Source organism: Xanthomonas theicola, assembly GCF_014236795.1.
Classification (GTDB): domain Bacteria; phylum Pseudomonadota; class Gammaproteobacteria; order Xanthomonadales; family Xanthomonadaceae; genus Xanthomonas_A; species Xanthomonas_A theicola.
The window spans coordinates 4,064,190-4,084,837 of sequence record NZ_CP049017.1; the positions used below are offsets into that span (position 1 = coordinate 4,064,190).

Below are 20,648 nucleotides of genomic sequence, written 5' to 3' on the forward strand. Positions count from 1 at the left end.
CTCCATCACCAGCAGGGTCTTGTCGTCGACGGCCAGGATCTCGCTGACGCCGTTTTCCTGGTCCAGCCTGCCATTCCTGCCGCTGAGGTCGTCGAGCCGGTAGACGTACTGTTTGAGGACATTGCCCTGCCGATCGACCTGGCTCAACCGGGTCAGCCGCACCGGATCGCCGGGCTTGTTGCGCTCGGTGCCGATCCACAGATCGCCGGAGGGGGTGAAGGTCATGCCTTCCAGGCCCTTGTTTCCAGAAGCGTTGCCCTGCGCGTTCTGAGGGAGCACGAACTGGGTCCGGCTGTTGTCCTCGCGCCAGTGGAACAGGCTCCCCGTCCCCTCGTTGGCGAACCACAGGCCGTTGCCGGCCGGATCGAAGCGCACCGATTCGGGGGTATCGATCCGCGGATTGCCGTCGAGCAGGCTGTCGTCGGTGAAGGTGAGCCGGTAGCCCTGCTCGCCCGGCCGGCTCGACGCGGTCAGGTAGAAGACATTGGGAGAACCCGAGCCGTTCGGCAGCGCACCCGGCATCACATTGTCGCGCACCACCACGAACCGGTTGCTCTTGGGATCGAAGTCGATGCCGGAAAGTCCGGCGACGAGCCACTTGCTGGCGTTGCGGTAGCCGGTGGGATACGTGGTATTGCTGAGATATTTCAGCCCGGTCATCTCGCGGCGGTCGTCCTGCATCGGATCTGCTTGCTGCGCATGCAGGTGCGGTGGTGCGAAGGCCACTGCAGCACAGATGGCGATGGACAACGGCTTACGCATCGGGCGTTTGGCTGGGTCACGCAAGGACGACTTCAATCGCACAACACACTCCTGGTTCAACGCAGTGATGGCGGATGCATCCGTTCCGCTCCCAAAATCCCAAAACGTCCGCGGCACCTAGAAATCCGCGATTGCGGATTCGGCGAGACGCGAGACTTTTCCACAAGATCATGAATTTTTAGTGACTCGCTTCACGCTCGGCTGTGGCGCGATGGTCGCGTCCGGCTTCTGGGGCAGCGCGCTGGAGCGGCTAGCCGATCGTGACCAGGTTGTCGTCAGTGGCGTCGCCTTTCGCCCGTGCCTTGGCGGCCTGGATCTGCGCGTTCATCGCCTCGACGCCGCCGTTGCCCAGTCCACTGCGGAAGTGTTCGATGACCCCGTCCCTGTGCTCACCCAAGGTGGCGCCAAGACGCTTGAACGCCGGCAGCCGGCAGCCACGCGCCCCACTGATCCAGCGGTCCAGCTTGTGTCCAGCCTCCTCGGGCGTGTGCGGCACGGTGTCCAGGCTGCGCAGCGCTTCCTTCAAGCGCCATGCCCGGGCCGGCTTCAGCCCACTTCGCTGCAGCCAGTGCAGGGTCCAGACCTGCTTGTCGCTCCAGCGTTCGACATCCTTGAGCAACGCCCAGCGGCGGCCCTTCAGGTCCGGCTCGGTCTTGACCTGCGTTCGCCGCACCTGGTCCAGCGCACGACTGGCCAGCGCCACTCCATGGAACGGATCAAAGGGCAGCCGCGCATGCGGGCAATGGTGGCCGCACCGGCCTCGAACGCCCTGGACATGTCCAGGCGCAGGTCGCCGATCGCGTCGTCCTGGCCGCCATGTGCCAGAAGATCGGCCGCAAACGCCTCCAGTTTGCGCTATCGATTCAGAGTCGCCGCGTTTTGGGAAGCCCATGAGTCGGATTCAGGGAGGCGCCATATAACCCCAGGGGCGCAGCTGTGCATCCCGCGTGCCCTGCTTGACGCCGCCCGGTTCCACTCGCCCCGAAATTATAGATCGCCATCATGAGAGAGTAACAGATCGTGATAATGATATCGCACGCGCAGATCCTGGAATCTGAAGCCGCAACGAAAATGACGGACTGGCGGTTCTTTCATATTTTGAATCTTCAGTGATATTTTAAATGGTGGGGATATTTCGATGAAACTAAATATGACGGTATCTGCTGCAACCTTGATTGCTTGCTGTTTGACACACAGGACTGCGCTCGCTGAGAGCGCCATCAACATTCGGGGGACTGAACTTCTGGGTGAATTCTCGACGCTGAACAATACCGTGGCTGGCCGCTCGCTGCTGGACAAAAACATCAGACTGGGAGTGCAAATCAACAATCAGGCCGACGCCGCGAGCAGAGCGCGGTCCGTCTACGATGCCGTCGGCAGCGACTGGAGCTTTTCCGAGGCGCTCGGCAACCGGATGTCAGCCATCTATAAAGCCAGAAACGATAAGGCGGGCACTTTCTACCTTTCCCAGAACGTCAAGGATCTCCTCAATTTCGGCACTGGCACCGCGGGCGGCAACTCCGGTGTAATCAAATACATCTTCAGCAACGGTACGATTGACGGAAAGACCCCCATTAGCGCCGCGACGCTCGCGGCCCTGCCGGCCGGCGCGCAGTTCGACGTGCTCGGAAAAGCATACGGCCTGCCGGCCGGCGCGCCCGGGGGCGACAAGTACGGCAACCCGCGCCTGTTCCAGAGCGCCAGGGGAGAGTACGGCTCGATACAAGGCTGGGAGGCGGTCGACTTCTTCGGGAACAAGGTTAACAGCTTCTCTTATCTGGTGGGGCCCGCGTCGGACGCCCGTAACAGCCCTTCCTTCCCGAGCGGACATACGACCGCCGGCTACGCCTACTCGCTGTTGTTCGCGTCGATGGTTCCGGAACGTTACAAGGAGGCCTTGACCCAAGCGTCGGAATTCGGGAACAGCCGCATTGTTCTGGGCGCACATTATCCGCTTGACGTGATTGCCGGACGTATCCTCGCCACGCACGATCTCGCCCACCTGCTCGCGAACGATCCGGACTATGTCGGCACCCGCGCCGGCTTAACCATTCCGGACTTCCAGGCCCAACTGGCCAAGGCTAGCGTCGACCTGCGCACCGCTCTGTCCGCAGATTGCGGCAGCAGCATACAAGTGTGTGCCGCCAGCGCCATCAATGCGATGGGTGACCGTTTTGCCGACAAGGCGAAGAACAAGGCGGACTATAACTATCGTCTCACCTACGGAATGCCCGGGACGAGCGCCACCAACGGCACTCTTCTGGCCATCACGGATCCGGCGGCACAAGCCCTCTTGGCGACCCGCTTTCCCTACCTGACACCGGAACAGCGTACCGACGTTCTGTTCACCACGCAGGTCGTCGGCGGCGTTCCCTTCGACAGCGGCAAACTCGGTTTCTGGGCCCGCCTGAATCTCTACGCGGCGGCCGACGGCTACGGTGCTTTCAATGGCCCGGTTACTGTGACCATGGATGCGGCCAAGGGCGGTTTCTCCGCGTTCGACAACTTCGCCAACGATATCGGGGGCGCCGGCTCGCTCACCAAACTCGGCACCGGCGTCTTGGCCCTCACCGGCACCAATACTTATTCGGGGGGCACCACGATCGCAGGTGGCACGCTGATCGCGGCAGGTGGGGCGGCTCTTCCGAATGCGGGGATGTTGGCGATTGATAAGGCGGGCCGGTTGGCGTTGCTGTCGGACGAGACGATCGGCGGTCTTTCGGGATCGGGATCGGTGGACCTCGGTGCCTCACGCCTGTCGGTGGGAGCGGACAATCGATCAAGCACCTATGACGGTTCAATCTCAGGCCATAGCGGCCTCACCAAACTGGGCGCCGGTCAGCTCAATCTGACCGGCACGAACACATTTGTCGGCGATACGCGCGTGATAGGCGGTCTGCTTTCGGTGAATGGGTCGCTCGCATCAAACGTGACGGTGGCGTCCGGGGCAACGCTTGGCGGCAATGGACGGATCGCCTCGCTGGATGTCGCCTCCGGGGGAACGGTCGCGCCCGGCAACTCGGTCGGAACGCTGAACGTGACCGGCAACGTCCGCTTCGCGCCGGGCGGCGTCTACCGGGTCGAGGTCGTGCCGGACGCGCGCATGGACAGCCTCCTGGTCGGCGGTGGCGCCGATCTGAACGGCGCTTCGCTTGAATTGCGGAAAGAAAATACCAGCGACTGGCTATCGCCGGGCAAGGCTGGGGGCCTGCTTGGCTCCCGCTCCACCATTCTCAGCGCGGCGGGCGGTGTGACCGGCCGGTTCGGACCCGTCATCAACAGCGGTTTCACCTTCATCGATGTCGATCTCTCCTATTCGGCCGACCGGGTCGATCTGAGTCTGAAGCGCAATGGGGTCCATTTCGCATCGCTTGCCTCGTCCGAGAGCGGCCGATCTGTCGCGACCGCACTCGACGGGATGGCATCCGGAACCCCTATCTACGAAACGGTGCTCGCCAACTCCGCTCCGAGTGCGCTGCCGCCGCTGTTCGATCAGCTCTCTGGCCAGATCCATGCCGGCATGGCCGCGTCGCTGCTCGAAGACAGCCGGTTCCTGCGCGCGCAGGCGCTGGACCGCGCAGGAGCAGGTATCGATGGGGCACCTTCGGGCAATGCGGCAATCCTCGCGCGTGACGCATCCGGGGCATCGATCGTCTATATGCACGGCTTCGGGTCCTGGGACCGGAGCGATGGCCAGGACGGCAATGCGGCCTCCGATCGCTCGGCCGATGGCTTCCTCGCCGGCGCCGACGGCGTGCTCGACAATGATTGGCGGATCGGCGGGCTCGTTGCCTATGGGCATACAGGGTTGAGCCTGGCCGATGGTTTGGGTTCCGGCCATGCCGATAGCTACGCGCTTGGACTTTATGCTGGACGGCACTTCGAGAACGGCCTGACGCTGCGCGCCGGGGCCGGCTATAGCCATTCCGAGATTAAGACGACGCGCGCACTCTTCACGTCGGAGATCGGTGATGAGAACCTGTCCGCAAAATACGGCGCCGATCTGGGGCAGGTGTTCGGTGAGGCGGGCTGGCGCTTCGGAAGTGACGAGGCTTTGATCGAGCCGTTCGCCAATATCGCTTATGTCGCCCTGCACGATGGCGGCTTCACCGAAGACGGTGGCTCGGCAGCCCTTCGCTCCGGCGGATTTGCCAACGACCTCCTGCTGTCGACACTGGGCGTGCGGTTGACGAAAGCATTCGACCTCGCCGGGTCGACCGTGACGGCCAGGAGCACGCTCGGCTGGCGGCACGCCCATGGCGGCGCGACGCCCGACGCGTCCCTCGGTTTTGCCGCAGGCGGTCCTACCTTCGCAGTCGCTGGCACGCCGATCGCTCGCGACACCCTCGTCGTGGAGCTGGGTGCCAGCACCGCGATCGACGGCAACCTGTCGTTCGATGTCGCCTACCAAGGTCAGTTCGCGGCCACCAGCGTCGAAAACGGCTTCAAGGCGGGACTTTCCTGGAAGTTCTGACGAACCACGATTTCAGCAACCTGATTATTGATCAGAAATACATGATCTTGAATCCAGCTGCATAGCGGATCGGTTTATGCATGAAATAGCGAGCGACACGCTGTGGCGATTTCTGGAGACCACGCAGATGGCTGATGACCGCTTTCTTGAACTGTCCCTTGGTCCGCGCCGGAACTTGTTTCGTCGCGTTCGCCTTCGGATCGGCGTTGAGCATCTCGTCGGGGTTCGGCTCCGGGCTGTACGACGGCAGGTAGAACACGTCGATCTCCTGGAAGTGCTCGGCCAGCCACGCCTCGACCGGCTTGGCATGATGAACCTTCAGGTTGTCGAGAATCAGAAACACCTTCTTGCTGCGCATGTCTTCGATCGGCCGCTTCAGGAAATCGAGCGGGATATCGGCGTTCATCGCATCCTCGAAGACTTTCCAGCGCACCTGGCCGCGATTGGTCGCCATCGACGTCACCGACAGGCCTTCGCGTCGGCTCGCCACGCGCCGCTCGGGCGTCTTGCCCGTCGGTGCGTAGGAGCGGCCTCGTACATGGTCCGAGCCCAGCCGCGTTTCCTCGCCCCACTGGATTTGCGCGCCTTCGGTTTTTGCCCGGCGCGCCATCTCCGGGGACGTCTCGTTCCGCCATGCCTGCACCGCTTCCGGTCGCTGCTCGCAGGCCCGCCTCATCGGCTTTTGCGGTGTGAAGCCCCAGCGCGCCGGATACAGGCCGACACCCTGCCATGTCAGCGTCAAACCGCATCGCGGTCGGATCAACGCCCGCACGGCATGTCGCGTCCGAGGTCCACCCAATCTTGAGTAGCCACCCAGTTCGGAGTCCAATTCCCTACCCCAAGGAGATTGGACGTGAAGAAGCGATTTACCGAAGAACAGATCATTGGTTTCCTGCGTGAGGCCGAAGCGGGCGTGGCGATCAAGGACCTGTGCCGGCGCCATGGCTTCAGTGAGGCCTCCTACTATCTGTGGCGCAGCAAGTTCGGCGGGATGAGCGTGCCCGATGCCAAGCGGCTCAAGGACCTGGAGGCAGAGAACGCCCGGCTGAAGAAGTTGCTGGCCGAGCAGGTGTTCGAGAACGACCTGATCGAGGATGCGCTGCGAAAAAAAAGTGGTGAGCGCACCGGCGCGTCGTGCGCTGGTGCGCGAGTGGATCGGGCATGGCGCCGGCGGGAGCGGTTGTATCGCGAGCAGCAGCTGCAGGTCCGACGCCGCAGACGCAAAAAGGTGCCAGTGGGCGAGCGTCAGCCGCTGTTGCGGCCATCGCAGGCCAACCAGGTGTGGTCGATGGACTTCGTGTTCGACCGCACTGCCGAAGGTCGGGTATTCAAGTGTTTGGTGATCGTGGACGACGCCACGCACGAAGCGATCGCCATCGACGTGGAGCGCGCGATCTCGGGACACGGCGTTGCGCGTGTGCTGGACTGGCTGGCGCACAGTCGCGGCTTGCCGCAAGTGATCCGCACCGACAACGGCAAGGCGTTCTGCGGCAAAGCCATGGTCGCCTGGGCGCATGCCCGTGGCGTGCAGTTACGGCTGATCCAACCCGTCAAACCGAACCAGAACGCCTACGTCGAATCGTTCAACGGCCGACTACGCGACGAATGTCTCAACGAGCACTGGTTCCCAACCCTGCTGCGTGCGCGCACTGAGATCGAACGCTGGCGACGCGGATAGAACGAGGACCGACCTAAGAAAGCGATCGGCGGCATGATGCCGTCCGCTTATGCCGAACATCTTGCCGACACCCATATCATGAGCACCGGACTCTAAACCCGGCCGCTACTCAGGGCGGGGGGACGTCGGCGCGACGATTTCACCGCGCCGGCCGGCGAACGCGAATTGCAGGCGAATTGCCAACGGGACGACGTAGTTCTCCAACCCCTCGGCTTCGATCTTGTCGATCTGCCGGAACCGCTTGCCCATGTCCTCGTCGCTGATGAGGTGAGTGGCCTTGCCGTTGAGGAACATGGGGACATGGCGGCACGGATTGGTGCCGTCGGGACGATAGCCCCACACGTCGGCCAGATTGAACACGCGGCGCATGACGCTGAACGTCCGGTTGGCATCGGTGGGTTTGTGGGCCACCTTCTTCATCATCGCGGCCACGCCCGGGCGCTTCACGTCCTGAACCTTCATGCGGCCCAGCATCGGGATGATGTAGCGGTCGATGGTGCCTTGGTAGCCTTCCTGCGTGCTGGGCTTGTTGCGTACCGTGGAGTAGTCCTCCATGAACTTCACGCACCGTTCCTTGACGGTGGGTGCCTTGCGCGCTGCCGCCTTGTCTGCGGCAGGGTCGGCGCCCCGGCGCACCTGGGCCAGCCATTCCTGCGCCAGCGAGCGGGGCCTGTTCGACCGTCAATTCCCCGTACTGGCCCAAGGCAGGCTTGCGGCGCTCGCCCGCGTTCGTGCGGTACTGGAGCATGAACACCTTACGGCCCGCTTGGGTAATCTTGCACAAGAAGCCGGGCACCAGCGTGTGCCGGAGTTCGACGGCCTGCGCCTGGGGCTTTGCCGCATCAACTACGGACTTGGTGAGCTTGATCTTTGCCATGATGACTCTCGGAACGGCCCGATTCCCGGGAGCCTCATAGGAGCCTACGGTGGGCTAGACGGGTCAGGTTTCGGAAAACACCGGCATATGGTGAAATCTCCTAAGCTATTGATAAAACTGCTGTATCTAGCTCCGGCGTAGTCCAGCGAAATGCGGCACTGAAGTCATGGTGAAATGAAAAAAGCCCAGCCGAAGCCGGGCTTGCCCCCTCCCACGGGGAATCGGCGAACGCCGCATGCGCGGCCGCAGCTCAGGCAGCCTTGTCGCCGTGGAACTGCTCCTCCTCGGTCGACCCCTTCAGCACGGTGGTCGACGACTGGCCCTGCTGGATCGCCTGGGTCGCCGCGTCGAAGTAGCCGGTGCCGACCTCGCGCTGGTGCTTGACCGCGGTGAAGCCGCCCTCGGCGGCGGTGAACTCGGCCTCCTGCAACTCGACGAAGGCGCCCATCTGCCGCCGCGCATACCCGCAGGCCCGCTGACCGGCGTATTGCCGCAGCAACAACCATTTCGCGACGACCCGCTCCCCGCCGCCACCCTGGTCCTGCTACCCGACGATGAAGAAGAACAGTTCGTGCTGCACCGCATCGAGGAAAGCGACGTCCGCCGCGGCGAGACGCTCTATACCGCCGTCGATCGCAGCCAGCGCCATGACGTCCGGCACGATCCCGGCCCGCGCACCGTGCCATGGGGCGAGTTCGACCTGATGGCTTTGTCGCCGAGCACGCCGAGCACCTCGACCCTTCTCTGCAGCACTGCGCCGAACGGCTGGCGACGGTGGAGGTGCCCGAGAGCAAGCAAGGGTGGCGGTATCACCCTTTGCTGGGATTCGCGGCAAAAAAGTACCTGATTCCCCCCATCGCGCATCCAACGCTGCGAGCCGATAGGGCCGCGGTGGAGGGTGGAGGACGGCGCAGATCGATCGTGGGACCCAGGCCGCCAGGTCCACGCGTCGGTTGAAGCGATGGCAGAACGCGCTCAGGTAGCGCTGTAGGGACTTCGGGGGCAAGGCGTGATAGGTGCCATGCCAAGCATTCTGGATGGTGCCCAGCAGGGTGTCGACCCGGATGAGCGCCGGCTCTGTTGGCAGTGGCCGGCCCCGCGGTGTCCTCGCTCACTCCGAGCTGCCGGCGCAGCGCCAGGGCGGATGCCGTTCTTGTGCTGGCTGAGCGAGTAGATCGCCAGGAACCAGCTGCGCAACGGCGATGTGGCATCGGCGAACAAGGTGCCGCGCGTCGAGCAGGCCTGCTGTTGGCAGCGATTGCATTGGAGCAGGTCGCGGCTGTGCAACGGGCAAGACCGCCGATGTCCACACGCTGGGCAAAAGAAACCTTGCGGCCATCGTTGTTCAAGTACGGCTTGCCGGCATGGGGCCTGGCTCCCCTAGGACCGCAAGAACGCCGGCAGGCCCATGCCCGCTTGGAACCGGATCGGGTGCTTCTTGGCCATCGTCGCACCGCCTCTGTCGAATCAGCGGCTTGCCGCATCGACCCTCTCCGGCCCAGCGGAGGCGACGGATGGGGAATCAGGTCGTCGAAAGCCTCTACTCGGCCGGCGAATGGCTCAGCCCGCACCGGCTGCACTCCCCGCAACGATTGCTCTGGTACGCCGACAGCCAACCCGATGCCGCGCTGCCGCAACGACTACCACCCCGCGACCGATGCTGGCATACCGGACTACACTTCAATTGAACGCCCACCACGACAAGGAGTCCCACCATGCGCCGGCAGTTGGAGCGGTCGCCGCGACGCAAGCACCTGGCAGCCGGTGCAGATCCGCGAGAAGTCCGTGCGCGGCACCATCTCCAATCGACTCAGGGACAAGAGCAAAGGAGCAGACCGACCCGGCCAAGCTCGATGCCGCCATCCAGACCCCCAACCTGCGGAGCAATATACTGTCCCTCAGTATAGTTCCAGGCCCCGTTCGCATGCCGCATACGTCCCACGAGAAGAAACGCGTCCTGGCCCGCATCCACCACCGGGTGCACGGCCAAGCCGAAGCGCTGGAGCGGGCGCTGGAGGGCGGTGCCGACTGCGCGGCGGTGCCGCAGCAGATCGCCGCGATCGGCGGTGCGGTCAACGGCCTGATGTCGGAAGTGATGCAGGCGCATCTCCGCGAAGAATTCGGCCATGCCGCCGGCTCGGATGCGCAGCGCGCCATGCGCGTACGCCAGATGGGCACGCTGGTCCATTCCTATCTCAAGCGACCCGAACCCCGCGCGACCCAACCCGTTGTTCCAGGAGAAACCGCATGAAATCCCGTGCCGCCGTCGCTTTCGAAGCCGGCCAGCCGCTGCAGATCGTGGAGATCGACGTCGAGCCGCCGCGGCAGGGCGAAGTGCTGGTCCGGATCACCCACACCGGCGTCTGCCACACCGATGCGTTCACTTTGTCCGGCGACGACCCGGAAGGCATCTTCCCGGCGGTGCTCGGCCATGAAGGCGGCGGCATCGTCGAGGCGATCGGCGAGGGCGTGACCAGCGTCAAGGTCGGCGACCACGTGATTCCGCTGTACACCGCCGAATGCCGCAAGTGCAAGTTCTGCCTGTCGGGCAAGACCAATCTGTGCCAGGCCGTACGTGCCACCCAGGGCAAGGGCCTGATGCCCGACGGCAGCACCCGCTTTTCCTACAACGGCCAGCCGATCTTCCACTACATGGGCTGCAGCACCTTCAGCGAATACACCGTGGTGCCGGAAATCTCGTTGGCGGTGGTCAACCCCGAAGCGCCGCTGGAGAAGGTGTGCCTGCTCGGCTGCGGCGTCACCACCGGCATCGGCGCGGTGCACAACACTGCCAAGGTCAAGCCAGGCGACACGGTGGCCGTGTTCGGCCTGGGCGGTATCGGCCTGGCGGTGATCCAGGGCGCGGTGCAGGCCAAGGCCGGGCGCATCCTCGCCATCGACACCAATCCCGGCAAGTTCGAGTTGGCGCGCAGCATGGGCGCCACCGACTGCGTCGACCCGAAGGACCACGACAGGCCGATCCAGGACGTCATCGTCGAGCTGACCGATGGCGGCGTGGATTTCAGCTTCGAGTGCATCGGCAACGTGCACGTGATGCGCTCGGCGCTGGAGTGCTGCCACAAGGGCTGGGGCGAGAGCGTCATCATCGGCGTAGCCGGCGCCGGTCAGGAGATCAGCACGCGCCCGTTCCAGCTGGTCACTGGCCGGGTGTGGCGCGGCAGCGCGTTCGGCGGCGTCAAGGGCCGCACCCAGTTGCCGGGCATGGTGGAACAGGCGATGCATGGCGAGATTGATCTGGATCCGTTCATCACTCACAGCTTGCCGCTGGAAGAGATCAACGAAGCGTTCCACTTGATGCACGAGGGCAAGTCGATCCGTACCGTGATCCATTTCTGACCTGGCGGTCGGCGCGGCGCGCGGCCGATTCCGCGCATGCGGGTACGCAACGAACCCGGGAGGGGCATGATGAGTACCGTAACGATTCATCCGCCGGTGGACGGCGGCGTGCGCGCAGGTGCGGAGCACTTCCAGGGCAGCGCCCTGGAATGCCACTGCGCCAGCGACAAGGTGGCCGTGGACGGGGCGGCGCAGCGCGCGCACAACCGCGCCTGCGGTTGCACCATGTGCTGGAAGCCGGAAGAGGCGGCCTTCTCGGCGGTGGCGGTGGTGGGCCGCGACAGGGTCAAGGTCGCCGCGCATGAGGAGAAGCTGGAGGTGGTCGACGAGCGCGCGCCGATCCGGCGCCACGCCTGTACCGGCTGCGGCGTGCACATGTACGGCCGCATCGAGAACACCGAGCATGCGTTCTACGGGCTGGACTTCATCGATACCGAACTGTCGTTGCAGCAGGGCTGTTCGGCGCTGGAATTCGCCGCGTTCGTGTCCTGGATCATCGAGAACGGCACCCGTCCGGAAGCGATGGACGGTATCCGCAGCCGTCTGCGCGAGCTGAAGCGGAAGCCCTGCGACTGCCTGTCGCCGCCGTCGATGGACCCGCTCTCCCCCCACATCGCGCGCAACAACGGTGTGTTGCACTGAACCCCGCCGCGCGGCGCGCAGCGTCTGCGGCCACGGCCGGCGTGCACCCGGCCGCATTCCCCACTCTGGGAGCCATCCAATGGAACGTATCGAACATCATGCCTGCTTCGGCGGCTGGCAGGACGTCTATCGCCACGCATCGGCCGTGCTCGGCTGCACGATGAACGTGGCCGTCTACCTGCCGCCACAGGCCGAGCACACCGCGCTGCCGGTGCTGTACTGGCTCAGCGGGCTGACTTGCACCGAGCAGAACTTCATCGCCAAGGCCGGCGCGCAGCGCTATGCCGCCGAGCACGGGGTGATCCTGGTCGCGCCGGACACCAGCCCGCGCGGCGCAGATGTCGCCGATGCCGAAGGCTACGACCTAGGCAAGGGCGCCGGCTTCTACGTCAACGCCACCCGCGCGCCGTGGGCCGCGCACTACCGCATGTACGACTACGTCGTGCAGGAACTGCCCGCGCTGATCGAGGCACAGGTTGCGCACAACGGCCGGCGCGCGATCAGCGGCCACTCGATGGGCGGCCACGGTGCGCTGGTGATCGCGTTGAAGAATCCCGGCCGCTATCGCAGCGTGTCGGCGTTCTCGCCGATCGTGGCGCCGTCGCAGGTGCCGTGGGGCGAAAAGGCGTTTTCCGCCTATCTGGGCGAGGATCGCGCCAGTTGGAAGGCCTACGACGCCACGGCGCTGATCGCCATGGCCGATGAGCGCCTGCCGCTGCTGATCGACCAGGGCGGCGCCGACGAGTTCCTCGACAGGCAGTTGCAGCCGCAGCTGCTGCAGGCCGCCGCTGCGACCGCCGGCTATCCGCTGATCCTGCGCGTGCAGCCCGGCTACGATCACAGCTACTACTTCATCGGCAGCTTCATCGGCGAGCATATCGCCCACCACGCGCGCGCGCTGCAGGGCTGAGCGCCTGCGCGGCGCGCCTGGCGGGTTCGGACGCGCCACGCCGCCCGGCTACGCCGACAGGCCGATGGTGATGGTGCCGGTATGCCGTTGCTGGTGTCGCCGCTGAGCATCGGCGTCTGCGCGGCGATCTGGACGCTGCGGTTGCGCCCGGACCGCATCCGGCTCGGCGAACCATGCCGACACGCCACAGGGCGGGTTGGAACAGCTGGCGTTGATGGTGATGCAATCGAGCATCGGCCTGAGCCGCGCCGATACGCTGGCCGCATCCAGGCTGGCTCGGACCAGGTCCAGCTTGTCGGCCCGGCGCAGTTCGGCCGACAGGACCCGATGCAGGCGATGCCAGACGCCGGTAGTCCGCCAATCCCGCCATCGCCCGCCATCGCCCGCCAGCAGGTCATGCCGCTGCCGTAGCCAAACTCCAGCGGGAGTGCTTCCCAGGCAATGCCGGTGCGCAGGACATGGACGATGCCGTTGAGGGCCTGTTGATCACCTATGCGCGGTCGCCCTGCCTTGGGCGAGGGTTTCACTGGCGGAATCAACGGTCCGATGCGCTTCCACAGCATGGCCGCAAGCAGTAGCGAGACGCGTTTTTCAGCATATCTGGATGAACTTTGCTCGGTTCTCGGTCATGAGCCGATCGCGAGGCGGGATTGCGCGGCGATTGCAGTGGACTGATGCTGTCGCTGGAGCGCAAGCTTGGTGTGGAGCCGTTGGCTGCGCATCTGGACCCGTCGGGCAACGTGCACGGCATGCCGGTGGCCTGCCTGTGCCGGCTGGGGCCGCCGGCGCTGACCGAACTGGGCAGCGCCGCGCCGGCGCTGCGTCCGGAGCAGGTCCACCAGATCGGCATCCGCTCGGTGAATCCGGAGAGAAACGGCTGATCAAGCAGCACGGCATCGACGTGTACGACATGCGCTACATCGACGAGATGGGCATGAAGCGGACCATGGAGGCGGCGCTGGACGGGCTCGATGCCGACACCCCCCGCACCTCAGCTTCGACGTGGACTTCCTCGGCCCCAGCATCGCGCCCGGGGTCGGCACCGTCGTGCCCGGCGGCCCCAACTATCGCGAAGCGCAGCTGGTGATGGAAATGATCGCCGACAGCGGGCGCATGGGCTTGCTGGACATCGTCGATTCAATCCGGTGCAGACCATCGCAATCTGACCGCCGAACTGGCGGTGGACCTGATCGAGAGCCTGTTCGGCAAGGCCGCGCGGATGCGTGACTGACGCAGCTTTTCGGCACAAAGCTGAATGCCGTAGCGCTTCATTCACGTGAAATCCACAGTCGTGAAGTCAGATTCACCGCCAGACGGTAGCTCGGCAACGGCTATCGCCGCTGTCCCAGATCCGATCCACTGCGAGGAACCCACAATGAAGCGACTGCTCACCTCAATGCTGCTGACCCTGTTCTGCGCGGGCATGCTGACCGGCTGCAATACCATGGCCGGTGCTGGCAAAGACATGCAGAAGGCAGGCGAGAAGGTGGAAGACAAGGCTGGCGATTGCAGCGACGGCAAGTGCTGATCGATCGTTCGCAGTGGCTTCGCGTTCTGTTAAACACCTTGATGCGTAACCCTCACGCGGCCGCGTGCCGCGTTTCCCATGACCAAGAAGGAGTGAACCTATGAAACGTACTTTCGCGTGGATGCTGCTGGCGATGTTTTCGGTGGGCCTGCTGTCCGGCTGCAACACAGTTGCCGGTGCCGGCAAGGACGTGAAGAGTGCCGGCGAGAAGGTCGAAGACGCCGCCAAGAACTGAGCCCAGCGCTCGGCGACGAAGACGGGCCGGCTTGCCGGCCCGTTTTTCTTCACGATGACTCAACTACCGCAGTGCGCTGGTACGCGCCTCGACTCGATACGGCATTTTCATCAATCACTTAGGCGCGTCCATCATAGGCCGGTGCTTTCCGGAACTTGACCCGGCTTTCCCTCGCATGGCTCCCATGCGGCTCTTGGAAACCGAGCTTTCCGAGGAGTCATCACGGCGAAGATCGAGCTCGCCAAGTCCGCAGTCGATGCGGCACAACCTCACTCCAAGGCCATCGAACTGCGGGACACTGTGGCGCCGGGCTTCCTGTGCAAGATCACCCCGGCGGGCCGCAAGGTGTTCATGCTTCAGTACCGCACGAAGGCCGGCGAGCGCTGCAAGCCCGCCTTGGGCCAGTACGGGGAACTGACTGTCGACCAGGCACGCACGAAGGTCTCGGATTCACGCGTCACAACGCCGTCGATACTCAAGGCCTGCCGCAGGCGGTCGCGGTGAGGACGGCGGAAGTGACCGACCGCAAAGGCGCGCTCCAATGCCTGGATCGCTGCAAGCCGAGCCTGGGACAAGTGCAAAGCCTGTTATGCGATAGCGGCTACGCCGCAGAACCGTTCGCCGAAGGCGTGCGAGAGCTCCTGGGCGAGCAGGTCACGGTGCAGATCGCCAAACGCAGCGAACTGCACACCTTCAGGTCATGCCCAAGCGCTGGAGCGTCGAACGCAGCTTTGCGTGGTTGTAGAAGAAACGCAGGCTGTGGAAGAACTGCGAGCGCAAACGCAACACCAGCTTGCAGTTCTTCCATCTGGCATTCCTGACGCTGCTGCTCAGAAGATCGTGAACAGGCTCTTAGTCGAGATCAGCCGCAACGATACCCAACGTGGCAGGCAATGCAGCCGATGCCTATGCTCCTGGACGACAGCCACCGATTCGGGCCTGTCAGCTGGCGTCGATGGTCGCGCTGATCTTGGCCCAGCCGTTGCCGCGCACCACCTCGAAGCCGGCCTCGACGACATGCAGGTACATCGCGTCGCTGTAGCGGCCGTCCTTGCTGCGATTGGCTTGCAGCCAGTTGAAGAACGGCTTGACATCGAGGTCGAGCTTGCCACTGGTGGGCAACTGGGCCTGACCGGCGGTACCGTGCGGGATGAAGGTGTACACGTAATAGCCCGCAGCGCTGTTGTAGCCTTCCCATAGGTCGAAGCTATGGCCGCCGGCGGTGATGACGTTGCTGCCGCTGAGGATGCCCATCGGCCAGGAGTTGTTCCCGCCCCAGATCATCACTTCCAGTTGCGGCGTGCCCATGCTGGTGTCGTGGCGAAAGAACATGTCGTAGGCGAAGTCGCCGGCCAGGTTGCCGCCACCGGCGGCGTAGTTGAACTTGACCGGGATCGTACGCAGCGAGGATATCTGGTGCGGGAACAACCTGTCGCCGGTCGGGTTCCAGCCGTAGTGCCAGCCGCGCACGATGGCCGGATAGCCGTACAGATTGTTGCTGGAAAAATTGAAGGTCGCCTTCAACTCCGGCGTCCTGCCATTACCAAACGTGCCACACATGACGTTGTTGGGATCATTGAAATTGTTGACCCATGCATAGTATTCGCCGAAGGCCTTGTAGGGTCCGGCCAACGCCAGCGGCGCGACGGCCACGCAGAAAAATGCAAGCAGGATCCGCAGTAGCGGCGGCGCCGCGCGTGGCGCGAGGCATCCTTGCGGGTGAGACGTTGCATTCGAGGCAGTATAGCCGTGCATCGGGGGTTTTTCCGGGAAAGTGGGGGACGGGAGGAGGGGGGCATGATGCCGGTTCGCTGCCAGCGCCAAGATTACGAAGCGAACGCAGCGGGAGCCACGGTAGCTTAGGCGGCCATGCCTTGTGGCGCCCTGTGGCGACAGATGGTAGACAGCGATGCGCATGGCTCCCCAGCTTGCAGCGGCCAACGGGATGGACGGCGGCGTAATGTGCGCCGCCGCGTCCGGCGCTGCGGTCACGGCACGCATGGCCGACGCGTTGCGCAGTGGGCGGCATGGCCTGCCGCAGTCGCCTCATCCGTCTCCGGCTGGGCCTGCGTCCGGCCGGATGCCGGTCGGTGATCCCGCGCCGGGCCGCGCCGCTGCCCTTCTGCATCGGCAAACGCCGCAAGCGCGGCCGAGGATGCGCCGATCGCCTGGGTGCCGCGCGCGTTCGCCACGGCGGACGGTCGGCACGCGGCATCTGTTCGCCACTGGGCCACGTTCTCCCATCGGGCACTTGACCAAATCGGGGTAAACGGGTTCAAGTCCCGCTCATTTCCGCAAGGAAACTTCTCCATGCCGGCGATGATCGAGGACATCGGTGCGATACGAGCATTCGTGCACGCGGCCGACCTGCGCAGGTTCAAGGCCGCGGGCCAGCAGATGGGCCTGTCGCCTTCGGCGATCGGCAAGGCTATTCAGCGCCTGGAAGGCCAGCTCCGCGTCCGGCTCTTCCACCGTTCGACCCGCGCCGTCGTCCTGACCGCGGCAGGGAGCCTGTTCCTGACGCGTTGTCGCAGGATCCTGATCGAGCTGGAATTGGCGCAGGCCGAACTGGCGCAGGCAACGGCCGCGCCGCAAGGCCGCCTGCGGGTCCGCCTTCCCGTCGCGAACACGCTGTTCGCCCCCCTGATGGCGGACTTCATGGCCGCGCACCCAGGCTCGACCTCGACGTCAACGACCGCTTCGTCGAGGTGATCGACGAGGGTTTCGATGTCGTCATCGGCTCGGGAGAGCCGCAGGACAGCCGGCTCCGTCACCGCAGGCCCTGCGCGTTCACCTACCGGCTGGTCGCGTCGCCGGGCTTCTCGCCCGGCGCGGCCGCCCCGCCTGCGTCACCGATCCGCCGACCATGACCGCCTGCGCCACCGCTATCCGCAGACCGGCAAGCTCGCGCCCTGGCCGCTGACGATGGAAGAGGACAGCGGCGGAATCGTCGTGCCGGTCACCTTCGCGACCATGCTCGAGCCCCTGCTCGACATCGCCCTGGCGGGACGCGGCAGCGCCGCGCTTCCCTCGTTCATCGCGCGAGCGCACCTGCGCAGCGGCGCGCTCGAGGAGGTGCTCGGCGGACGGCAGGCGCAGTCAAGCGTGCTGCGCCTGCTGTGGCCATCGCACAGGCATCCGCTTCCCAACGTCCGCGCGTTCGCGCACTTCCTTTCCACACACGCGCCCAAACTCCTGGAGGAGCCGTGATGCCACGATGCCCGTCCCTCGTCCGCATGGCGTCGTCGTGTTCCGCGGTGTTCGGAATTCCAGCCCGAATCCGCCGAGGTGGAACCGATACAGTGTCGGTACGCCGGACGAACGGCCGCCATGCCTCTCCCGCACCGGCGCGATGGGAGGGCCAACGACAGGAACGAAAACAATGACCACGCCCACCGCCGGCTCGGCAAACACGCTGAAGCCCATGCAGATCATGGCGAAGTTCTACGCCGCCGAAGCTCCCTGCGTCCAGGGCGGCGGTGTCGCCGTGGGCCCGAGCTTTGACGAGTCGCGGCCAGGCTGCATCCGGACGTCACGCCTTACGAAAGCCCCGATCTCCCCTGGGGCGGCACCCATCACGGCCACTCCGGCTGGAAGGACGTCTTCTCGAAGATGATCGACGCCTTCACCAGGCTGCAAATCGTCGACATCCGCCCCTTCGAGAAGGACGATGCGGTCGTGATCTGCTGCAAGATGACCACGCACTCATGGGCGAACGGCTCGGTGATGACGCACCCGATGGTCCAAGTCACGACCATGAAGGACGACCGCATCTTCGAAGCGCGCGCTTTCTGCTGGAACGTGCCGGACTATATCGCTGCCGCCGGTCGCTGAGGCCGCGGCGCTCCTCGCGCTCCTGGCGTTCTGGCGGCGTCGCCGGGCGGCGCACCGGCAGGGTCGCGATCGCGCGTGCGGCGGACGGCCCCAGGTCGCGACGGGCGCCTGCCGTCGCGGCGCCGTGGACGGCCCACTCACGGTGCCCCTTGCTAGGCTGCGCCGCACCGTCCGACACAGAGACCATCATGGCCGTGACCTATTCGATCAGCCTGCCCGACCCTGCCCACGCGCGCGGCAGCGAACCGACGCTCAGCTTCAGTGCCCACGGTGCCGACGCCTTCGCCGAACAGCTGCGGCAGGCCTTGAGCAGCCCCGCCTGGTTCGAGCGCTGGCGCGCGCTGCAGCCGGAACCGGACGAAGTGGACCCGGCGCTGGGCATCGTCGATCCGGCCGCCAGCGTCGCCGGCAAGCAGGACGACCTGCGCATCGACCTGCTCGCCACCACCAGCATTCCCGGCGACATCCTCAAGCAGCGCATGCGCCTGCTGGCCGGCAGCGGCTGGGAACTGCGCAACGTGCGTTGACCGTCCCCCCGCCGCGTAGCGCCTAGGTCGCCGCATTGCCGGCCGCGGCAGGGCGCGGCCAGCGCCATTTCAGGTTCACCGCCAGCGTGCCGAGCACGATCAGGGCCAGGCCCAGCCATTGCACCGGCACCAGCCGGTGGCCGTACAGCAGGTAGTCCAGTAGCAACGTGACCAGCGGGTACACGAAGGCCAGCACTGCGATCGTCGCCACCTGCAGGTGCCGGTACGCCGAATAGAACAACACGTAGACGATGCCGCTGTGGATCACTCCCAGTCCCGCCAGCCACAGCCAGTGCGGGCCCGCATGCAGTGCGGCTCTGCTGGAAAAGCCGCCAAGCAGCAGCGCGCCGACCCAGCACTGCACCGTCACCACCGCCAGCGGCTGCTCGCGGCTGATCCGCCGCGACATCAACAGCGACGCACCGCACAACAACGCCGCCAGCAGGGTCAGCGCGATGCCGAGCAGATAGCCGCGGTCGGCGGTGTGCCAGAGCCTGGCCGGGTCCGCCGAGCAGGCCACGCCGACGAAGGCCAGCAGCGTCCAGGCCAGGTCGGTGCGGCGCGTGCGCTCGCCCTGCAGCACCGCGGCCAGGATCAACATCACGAACGGGAACACGTGGTAGACCATCGTCGCCACGCCGATCGACGAGCGTGCCATGCCGGCGAACAGCGCCACCCAGTTGAACACCAGCAGCACGCCGCTGAGCGCAGCGTCGCGCAGCAACCTGCGCGCGCGCCACAGCCCGCGCAGCTGGCCGCCGAGCAGGCCGCAGACGGTGAGGAACAGCGCGCCGAACAGGCAGCGGTAGAACACCGCGGTCACCGGATCCTGCCCGCTCTCGTGGACGAACACGCCAACCGAGCCGATCAGCATTTCCGCCACCAGCAATTGCCACAGCGCGTGCCGCACGACGCCGGCGGGAACGGCGGCGGCCGCGCTCACGACGCAATCGTCCCGTGCCGGGACTGCACCGCACTGCCGCGAACGTAGACGTGCTGGGCCTCGACCCGGCAGCCGAGTTCGCCGCCGCGCGCCGATGCCTGCAGCGCGGTCAGCTGCGGCTTGCCCAGCGTCTGCGCCCACAGCGGCGCCAGCGCGGCATGGATGGAACCGGTGACCGGGTCCTCGGTGCCGCCGTTGGCCGGCCAGAAATAGCGCGACACGAAATCGTGGTCGCTGCCGGGCGCGGCGGGCGCGGCGGGCGCGGTGACCGCGACATCGCGGGGCGCCAGCGCCAGCATCCGCGCCAGGTCTGGCACCACGTCGCGCACCTGGCGCTCGTCGACGTACATCGCGATGTACGCCTGCCGGTTGGCGTAGACCGCCTGCGGCGCGATCGACAAGGCGTCGTACACGGCCTGCGGCACCACCTCCAGCAGCAGCGGCGCCTGATTCGGAAAACGCATCTCGAAGCTGCCGTCAGCGAGCATCGCCACCGCGAGTTCGCCGACCGCGGCCGCACGCAAGCGCAGCGGGAACGGCGCCAGCCGCTGGGAGGCGATCACGAATGCGCTGGCCAGCGTCGCGTGGCCGCAGAAGCCGACTTCCTTCAGCGGCGAGAACCAGCGGATATCGAACGCGCCGCAGGCGGCGCGCACGAAGAAAGCGGTCTCCGACAGGTCGTTCTCGCTGGCGATGGCCTGCATCAGCGCTTCCGGCAACCACGCCTGCAACGGCACCACCGCAGCCGGATTGCCCTTGCAACGGACCGAGGTGAAGGCATCGACGACGAACACGGAAAGCGGCATGACCGGCCTCGCAGCGGACAAGAAAAACGCCGCCGCGACGGCCGGCGCGGGACGCAGTGTGCGGCGCGGCGCGCG

The 20,648-nt window shown here is 65.4% G+C and carries 23 protein-coding genes and 9 pseudogenes; 20 read left to right on the forward strand and 12 right to left on the reverse strand.

Translation table 11 applies throughout. The features are described from left to right. Positions 1-42: 42 nt before the first annotated feature. A pseudogene (locus G4Q83_RS23740) lies at positions 43-762 on the reverse strand (esterase-like activity of phytase family protein); the annotation flags it as partial. Between the two features lie 250 nt (positions 763-1,012). Continuing rightward, complete coding sequence (locus G4Q83_RS18995; protein WP_128419185.1) at positions 1,013-1,654, reverse strand: transposase; 642 nt, start codon at positions 1,652-1,654, stop codon at positions 1,013-1,015. A 246-nt stretch (positions 1,655-1,900) separates the two neighbouring features. Here G4Q83_RS18995 and G4Q83_RS19000 point away from each other — a divergent pair, with 246 nt between their 5' ends. Beyond that, positions 1,901-5,236, forward strand: a complete 3,336-nt coding sequence (locus G4Q83_RS19000; RefSeq protein WP_128419186.1) for an autotransporter domain-containing protein — start codon at positions 1,901-1,903, stop codon at positions 5,234-5,236. Positions 5,237-5,267: 31 nt separating this feature from the next. Here G4Q83_RS19000 and G4Q83_RS19005 read toward each other — a convergent pair whose 3' ends face one another. After that, the gene (locus G4Q83_RS19005; protein WP_158254965.1) at positions 5,268-6,008 is read right to left on the reverse strand and encodes an IS630 family transposase; all 741 of its coding nucleotides are present in this window, start codon (positions 6,006-6,008) and stop codon (positions 5,268-5,270) included. Between the two features lie 81 nt (positions 6,009-6,089). Between G4Q83_RS19005 and G4Q83_RS19010 the strand changes: the two are divergent. Beyond that, positions 6,090-7,010, forward strand: a pseudogene (locus G4Q83_RS19010) (IS3 family transposase). A gap of 9 nt (positions 7,011-7,019) precedes the next feature. Here the strand turns inward: G4Q83_RS19010 and G4Q83_RS24840 are convergent. The 3 genes and pseudogenes from G4Q83_RS24840 to G4Q83_RS19020 form a co-directional block, all read right to left on the reverse strand. Further along, positions 7,020-7,469 carry a phage integrase central domain-containing protein gene (locus G4Q83_RS24840; protein ID WP_425480280.1) on the reverse strand — a complete coding sequence of 150 codons (450 nt, stop codon included), beginning with the start codon at positions 7,467-7,469 and terminating at the stop codon, positions 7,020-7,022. A 172-nt stretch (positions 7,470-7,641) separates the two neighbouring features. Then, positions 7,642-7,791 (reverse strand): annotated as a pseudogene (locus G4Q83_RS24845) (integrase); the annotation flags it as partial. Positions 7,792-8,041: 250 nt separating this feature from the next. Then, a pseudogene (locus tag G4Q83_RS19020) lies at positions 8,042-8,263 on the reverse strand (isocitrate lyase); the annotation flags it as partial. Between the two features lie 15 nt (positions 8,264-8,278). Between G4Q83_RS19020 and G4Q83_RS19025 the strand changes: the two are divergent. Continuing rightward, positions 8,279-8,638 carry a hypothetical protein gene (locus tag G4Q83_RS19025; protein ID WP_170069130.1) on the forward strand — a complete coding sequence of 120 codons (360 nt, stop codon included), beginning with the start codon at positions 8,279-8,281 and terminating at the stop codon, positions 8,636-8,638. Beyond that, a complete protein-coding gene (locus tag G4Q83_RS24850) occupies positions 8,557-8,748 on the forward strand; it encodes a hypothetical protein (RefSeq protein ID WP_425480281.1) in 192 nt (63 codons plus the stop codon). Before G4Q83_RS19025 ends, G4Q83_RS24850 begins: the two co-directional genes overlap by 82 nt. Here G4Q83_RS24850 and G4Q83_RS19030 read toward each other — a convergent pair. Further along, positions 8,657-9,237 (reverse strand): annotated as a pseudogene (locus tag G4Q83_RS19030) (transposase); the annotation flags it as partial. The gene G4Q83_RS24850 and the pseudogene G4Q83_RS19030 overlap by 92 nt on opposite strands. A gap of 68 nt (positions 9,238-9,305) precedes the next feature. Here G4Q83_RS19030 and G4Q83_RS19035 point away from each other — a divergent pair. From G4Q83_RS19035 to fghA, 6 genes and pseudogenes are all read left to right on the forward strand, one after another. Further along, complete coding sequence (locus G4Q83_RS19035) at positions 9,306-9,479, forward strand: type I-F CRISPR-associated protein Csy2 (protein ID WP_128419188.1); 174 nt, start codon at positions 9,306-9,308, stop codon at positions 9,477-9,479. Next, a pseudogene (locus G4Q83_RS24855) lies at positions 9,412-9,582 on the forward strand (hypothetical protein); the annotation flags it as partial. The gene G4Q83_RS19035 and the pseudogene G4Q83_RS24855, both read left to right, overlap by 68 nt. A 133-nt stretch (positions 9,583-9,715) precedes the next feature. Continuing rightward, a complete protein-coding gene (locus G4Q83_RS19040) occupies positions 9,716-10,042 on the forward strand; it encodes a metal/formaldehyde-sensitive transcriptional repressor (RefSeq protein ID WP_128419189.1) in 327 nt (108 codons plus the stop codon). Next, positions 10,039-11,148, forward strand: coding sequence for an S-(hydroxymethyl)glutathione dehydrogenase/class III alcohol dehydrogenase (locus G4Q83_RS19045; RefSeq protein WP_128419190.1), 1,110 nt, complete (start codon positions 10,039-10,041; stop codon positions 11,146-11,148). Before G4Q83_RS19040 ends, G4Q83_RS19045 begins: the two co-directional genes overlap by 4 nt. A gap of 69 nt (positions 11,149-11,217) precedes the next feature. Beyond that, positions 11,218-11,790, forward strand: a complete 573-nt coding sequence (gfa, locus tag G4Q83_RS19050) for an S-(hydroxymethyl)glutathione synthase (RefSeq protein ID WP_128419191.1) — start codon at positions 11,218-11,220, stop codon at positions 11,788-11,790. 79 nt (positions 11,791-11,869) lie between these two features. After that, positions 11,870-12,700 carry an S-formylglutathione hydrolase gene (fghA, locus tag G4Q83_RS19055; protein WP_128419192.1) on the forward strand — a complete coding sequence of 277 codons (831 nt, stop codon included), beginning with the start codon at positions 11,870-11,872 and terminating at the stop codon, positions 12,698-12,700. 48 nt (positions 12,701-12,748) lie between these two features. Here the strand turns inward: fghA and G4Q83_RS19060 are convergent, their stop codons facing one another. Together G4Q83_RS19060 and G4Q83_RS19065 are read right to left on the reverse strand one after the other, a co-directional pair. Next, positions 12,749-12,934: a hypothetical protein gene (locus G4Q83_RS19060; protein WP_170069131.1), complete on the reverse strand. Its 186-nt coding sequence runs from the start codon at positions 12,932-12,934 to the stop codon at positions 12,749-12,751. 12 nt (positions 12,935-12,946) lie between these two features. After that, positions 12,947-13,263 (reverse strand): annotated as a pseudogene (locus tag G4Q83_RS19065) (transposase); the annotation flags it as partial. On the opposite strand from G4Q83_RS19065, the pseudogene G4Q83_RS23745 reads away from it, so the two are divergent. The 6 genes and pseudogenes from G4Q83_RS23745 to G4Q83_RS19090 all read left to right on the forward strand — a co-directional run. Next, positions 13,262-13,431, forward strand: a pseudogene (locus G4Q83_RS23745) (IS701 family transposase); the annotation flags it as partial. The pseudogenes G4Q83_RS19065 and G4Q83_RS23745 sit on opposite strands and share 2 nt — an antisense overlap. 271 nt (positions 13,432-13,702) lie before the next feature. Further along, positions 13,703-13,927, forward strand: a complete 225-nt coding sequence (locus G4Q83_RS24860) for an arginase family protein (protein ID WP_170069132.1) — start codon at positions 13,703-13,705, stop codon at positions 13,925-13,927. A 148-nt stretch (positions 13,928-14,075) separates the two neighbouring features. Then, positions 14,076-14,228 carry an entericidin A/B family lipoprotein gene (locus tag G4Q83_RS19075; protein WP_128419193.1) on the forward strand — a complete coding sequence of 51 codons (153 nt, stop codon included), beginning with the start codon at positions 14,076-14,078 and terminating at the stop codon, positions 14,226-14,228. A gap of 100 nt (positions 14,229-14,328) precedes the next feature. Further along, positions 14,329-14,463 (forward strand): entericidin A/B family lipoprotein, encoded by a 135-nt coding sequence (locus G4Q83_RS19080; protein WP_003469322.1) that lies wholly within the window; start codon positions 14,329-14,331, stop codon positions 14,461-14,463. Positions 14,464-14,751: 288 nt separating this feature from the next. Then, a complete protein-coding gene (locus G4Q83_RS19085; protein ID WP_425480282.1) occupies positions 14,752-14,967 on the forward strand; it encodes an Arm DNA-binding domain-containing protein in 216 nt (71 codons plus the stop codon). Next, a pseudogene (locus G4Q83_RS19090) lies at positions 14,910-15,307 on the forward strand (IS5 family transposase); the annotation flags it as partial. The gene G4Q83_RS19085 and the pseudogene G4Q83_RS19090, both read left to right, overlap by 58 nt. Before the next feature lie 98 nt (positions 15,308-15,405). Here the strand turns inward: G4Q83_RS19090 and G4Q83_RS19095 are convergent. Beyond that, positions 15,406-16,218, reverse strand: a complete 813-nt coding sequence (locus G4Q83_RS19095) for a GH12 family glycosyl hydrolase domain-containing protein (RefSeq protein ID WP_128419233.1) — start codon at positions 16,216-16,218, stop codon at positions 15,406-15,408. A gap of 555 nt (positions 16,219-16,773) precedes the next feature. Here G4Q83_RS19095 and G4Q83_RS19100 point away from each other — a divergent pair. The 4 genes from G4Q83_RS19100 to G4Q83_RS19115 all read left to right on the forward strand — a co-directional run bounded on the left by G4Q83_RS19100 (position 16,774) and on the right by G4Q83_RS19115 (position 18,824). Further along, positions 16,774-17,175, forward strand: coding sequence for a LysR family transcriptional regulator (locus G4Q83_RS19100; protein ID WP_128419194.1), 402 nt, complete (start codon positions 16,774-16,776; stop codon positions 17,173-17,175). Between the two features lie 213 nt (positions 17,176-17,388). Then, entirely contained in the window at positions 17,389-17,673 is a 285-nt protein-coding gene (locus G4Q83_RS19105) for a LysR substrate-binding domain-containing protein (RefSeq protein WP_158254966.1), read from the forward strand. A gap of 309 nt (positions 17,674-17,982) precedes the next feature. Then, on the forward strand, positions 17,983-18,297 hold the full coding sequence (locus G4Q83_RS19110; protein ID WP_128419196.1) for a nuclear transport factor 2 family protein: 315 nt from the start codon (positions 17,983-17,985) through the stop codon (positions 18,295-18,297). A 188-nt stretch (positions 18,298-18,485) separates the two neighbouring features. Further along, on the forward strand, positions 18,486-18,824 hold the full coding sequence (locus G4Q83_RS19115) for a hypothetical protein (protein WP_128419197.1): 339 nt from the start codon (positions 18,486-18,488) through the stop codon (positions 18,822-18,824). Positions 18,825-18,846: 22 nt separating this feature from the next. Here G4Q83_RS19115 and G4Q83_RS19120 read toward each other — a convergent pair whose 3' ends face one another. Both G4Q83_RS19120 and G4Q83_RS19125 read right to left on the reverse strand, forming a co-directional pair. Next, entirely contained in the window at positions 18,847-19,767 is a 921-nt protein-coding gene (locus G4Q83_RS19120) for a DMT family transporter (RefSeq protein WP_128419198.1), read from the reverse strand. Further along, on the reverse strand, positions 19,764-20,573 hold the full coding sequence (locus G4Q83_RS19125) for a PhzF family phenazine biosynthesis protein (RefSeq protein WP_128419199.1): 810 nt from the start codon (positions 20,571-20,573) through the stop codon (positions 19,764-19,766). The genes G4Q83_RS19120 and G4Q83_RS19125 overlap by 4 nt, the downstream gene beginning before the upstream one ends. Between the last annotated feature and the right edge of the window lie 75 nt (positions 20,574-20,648).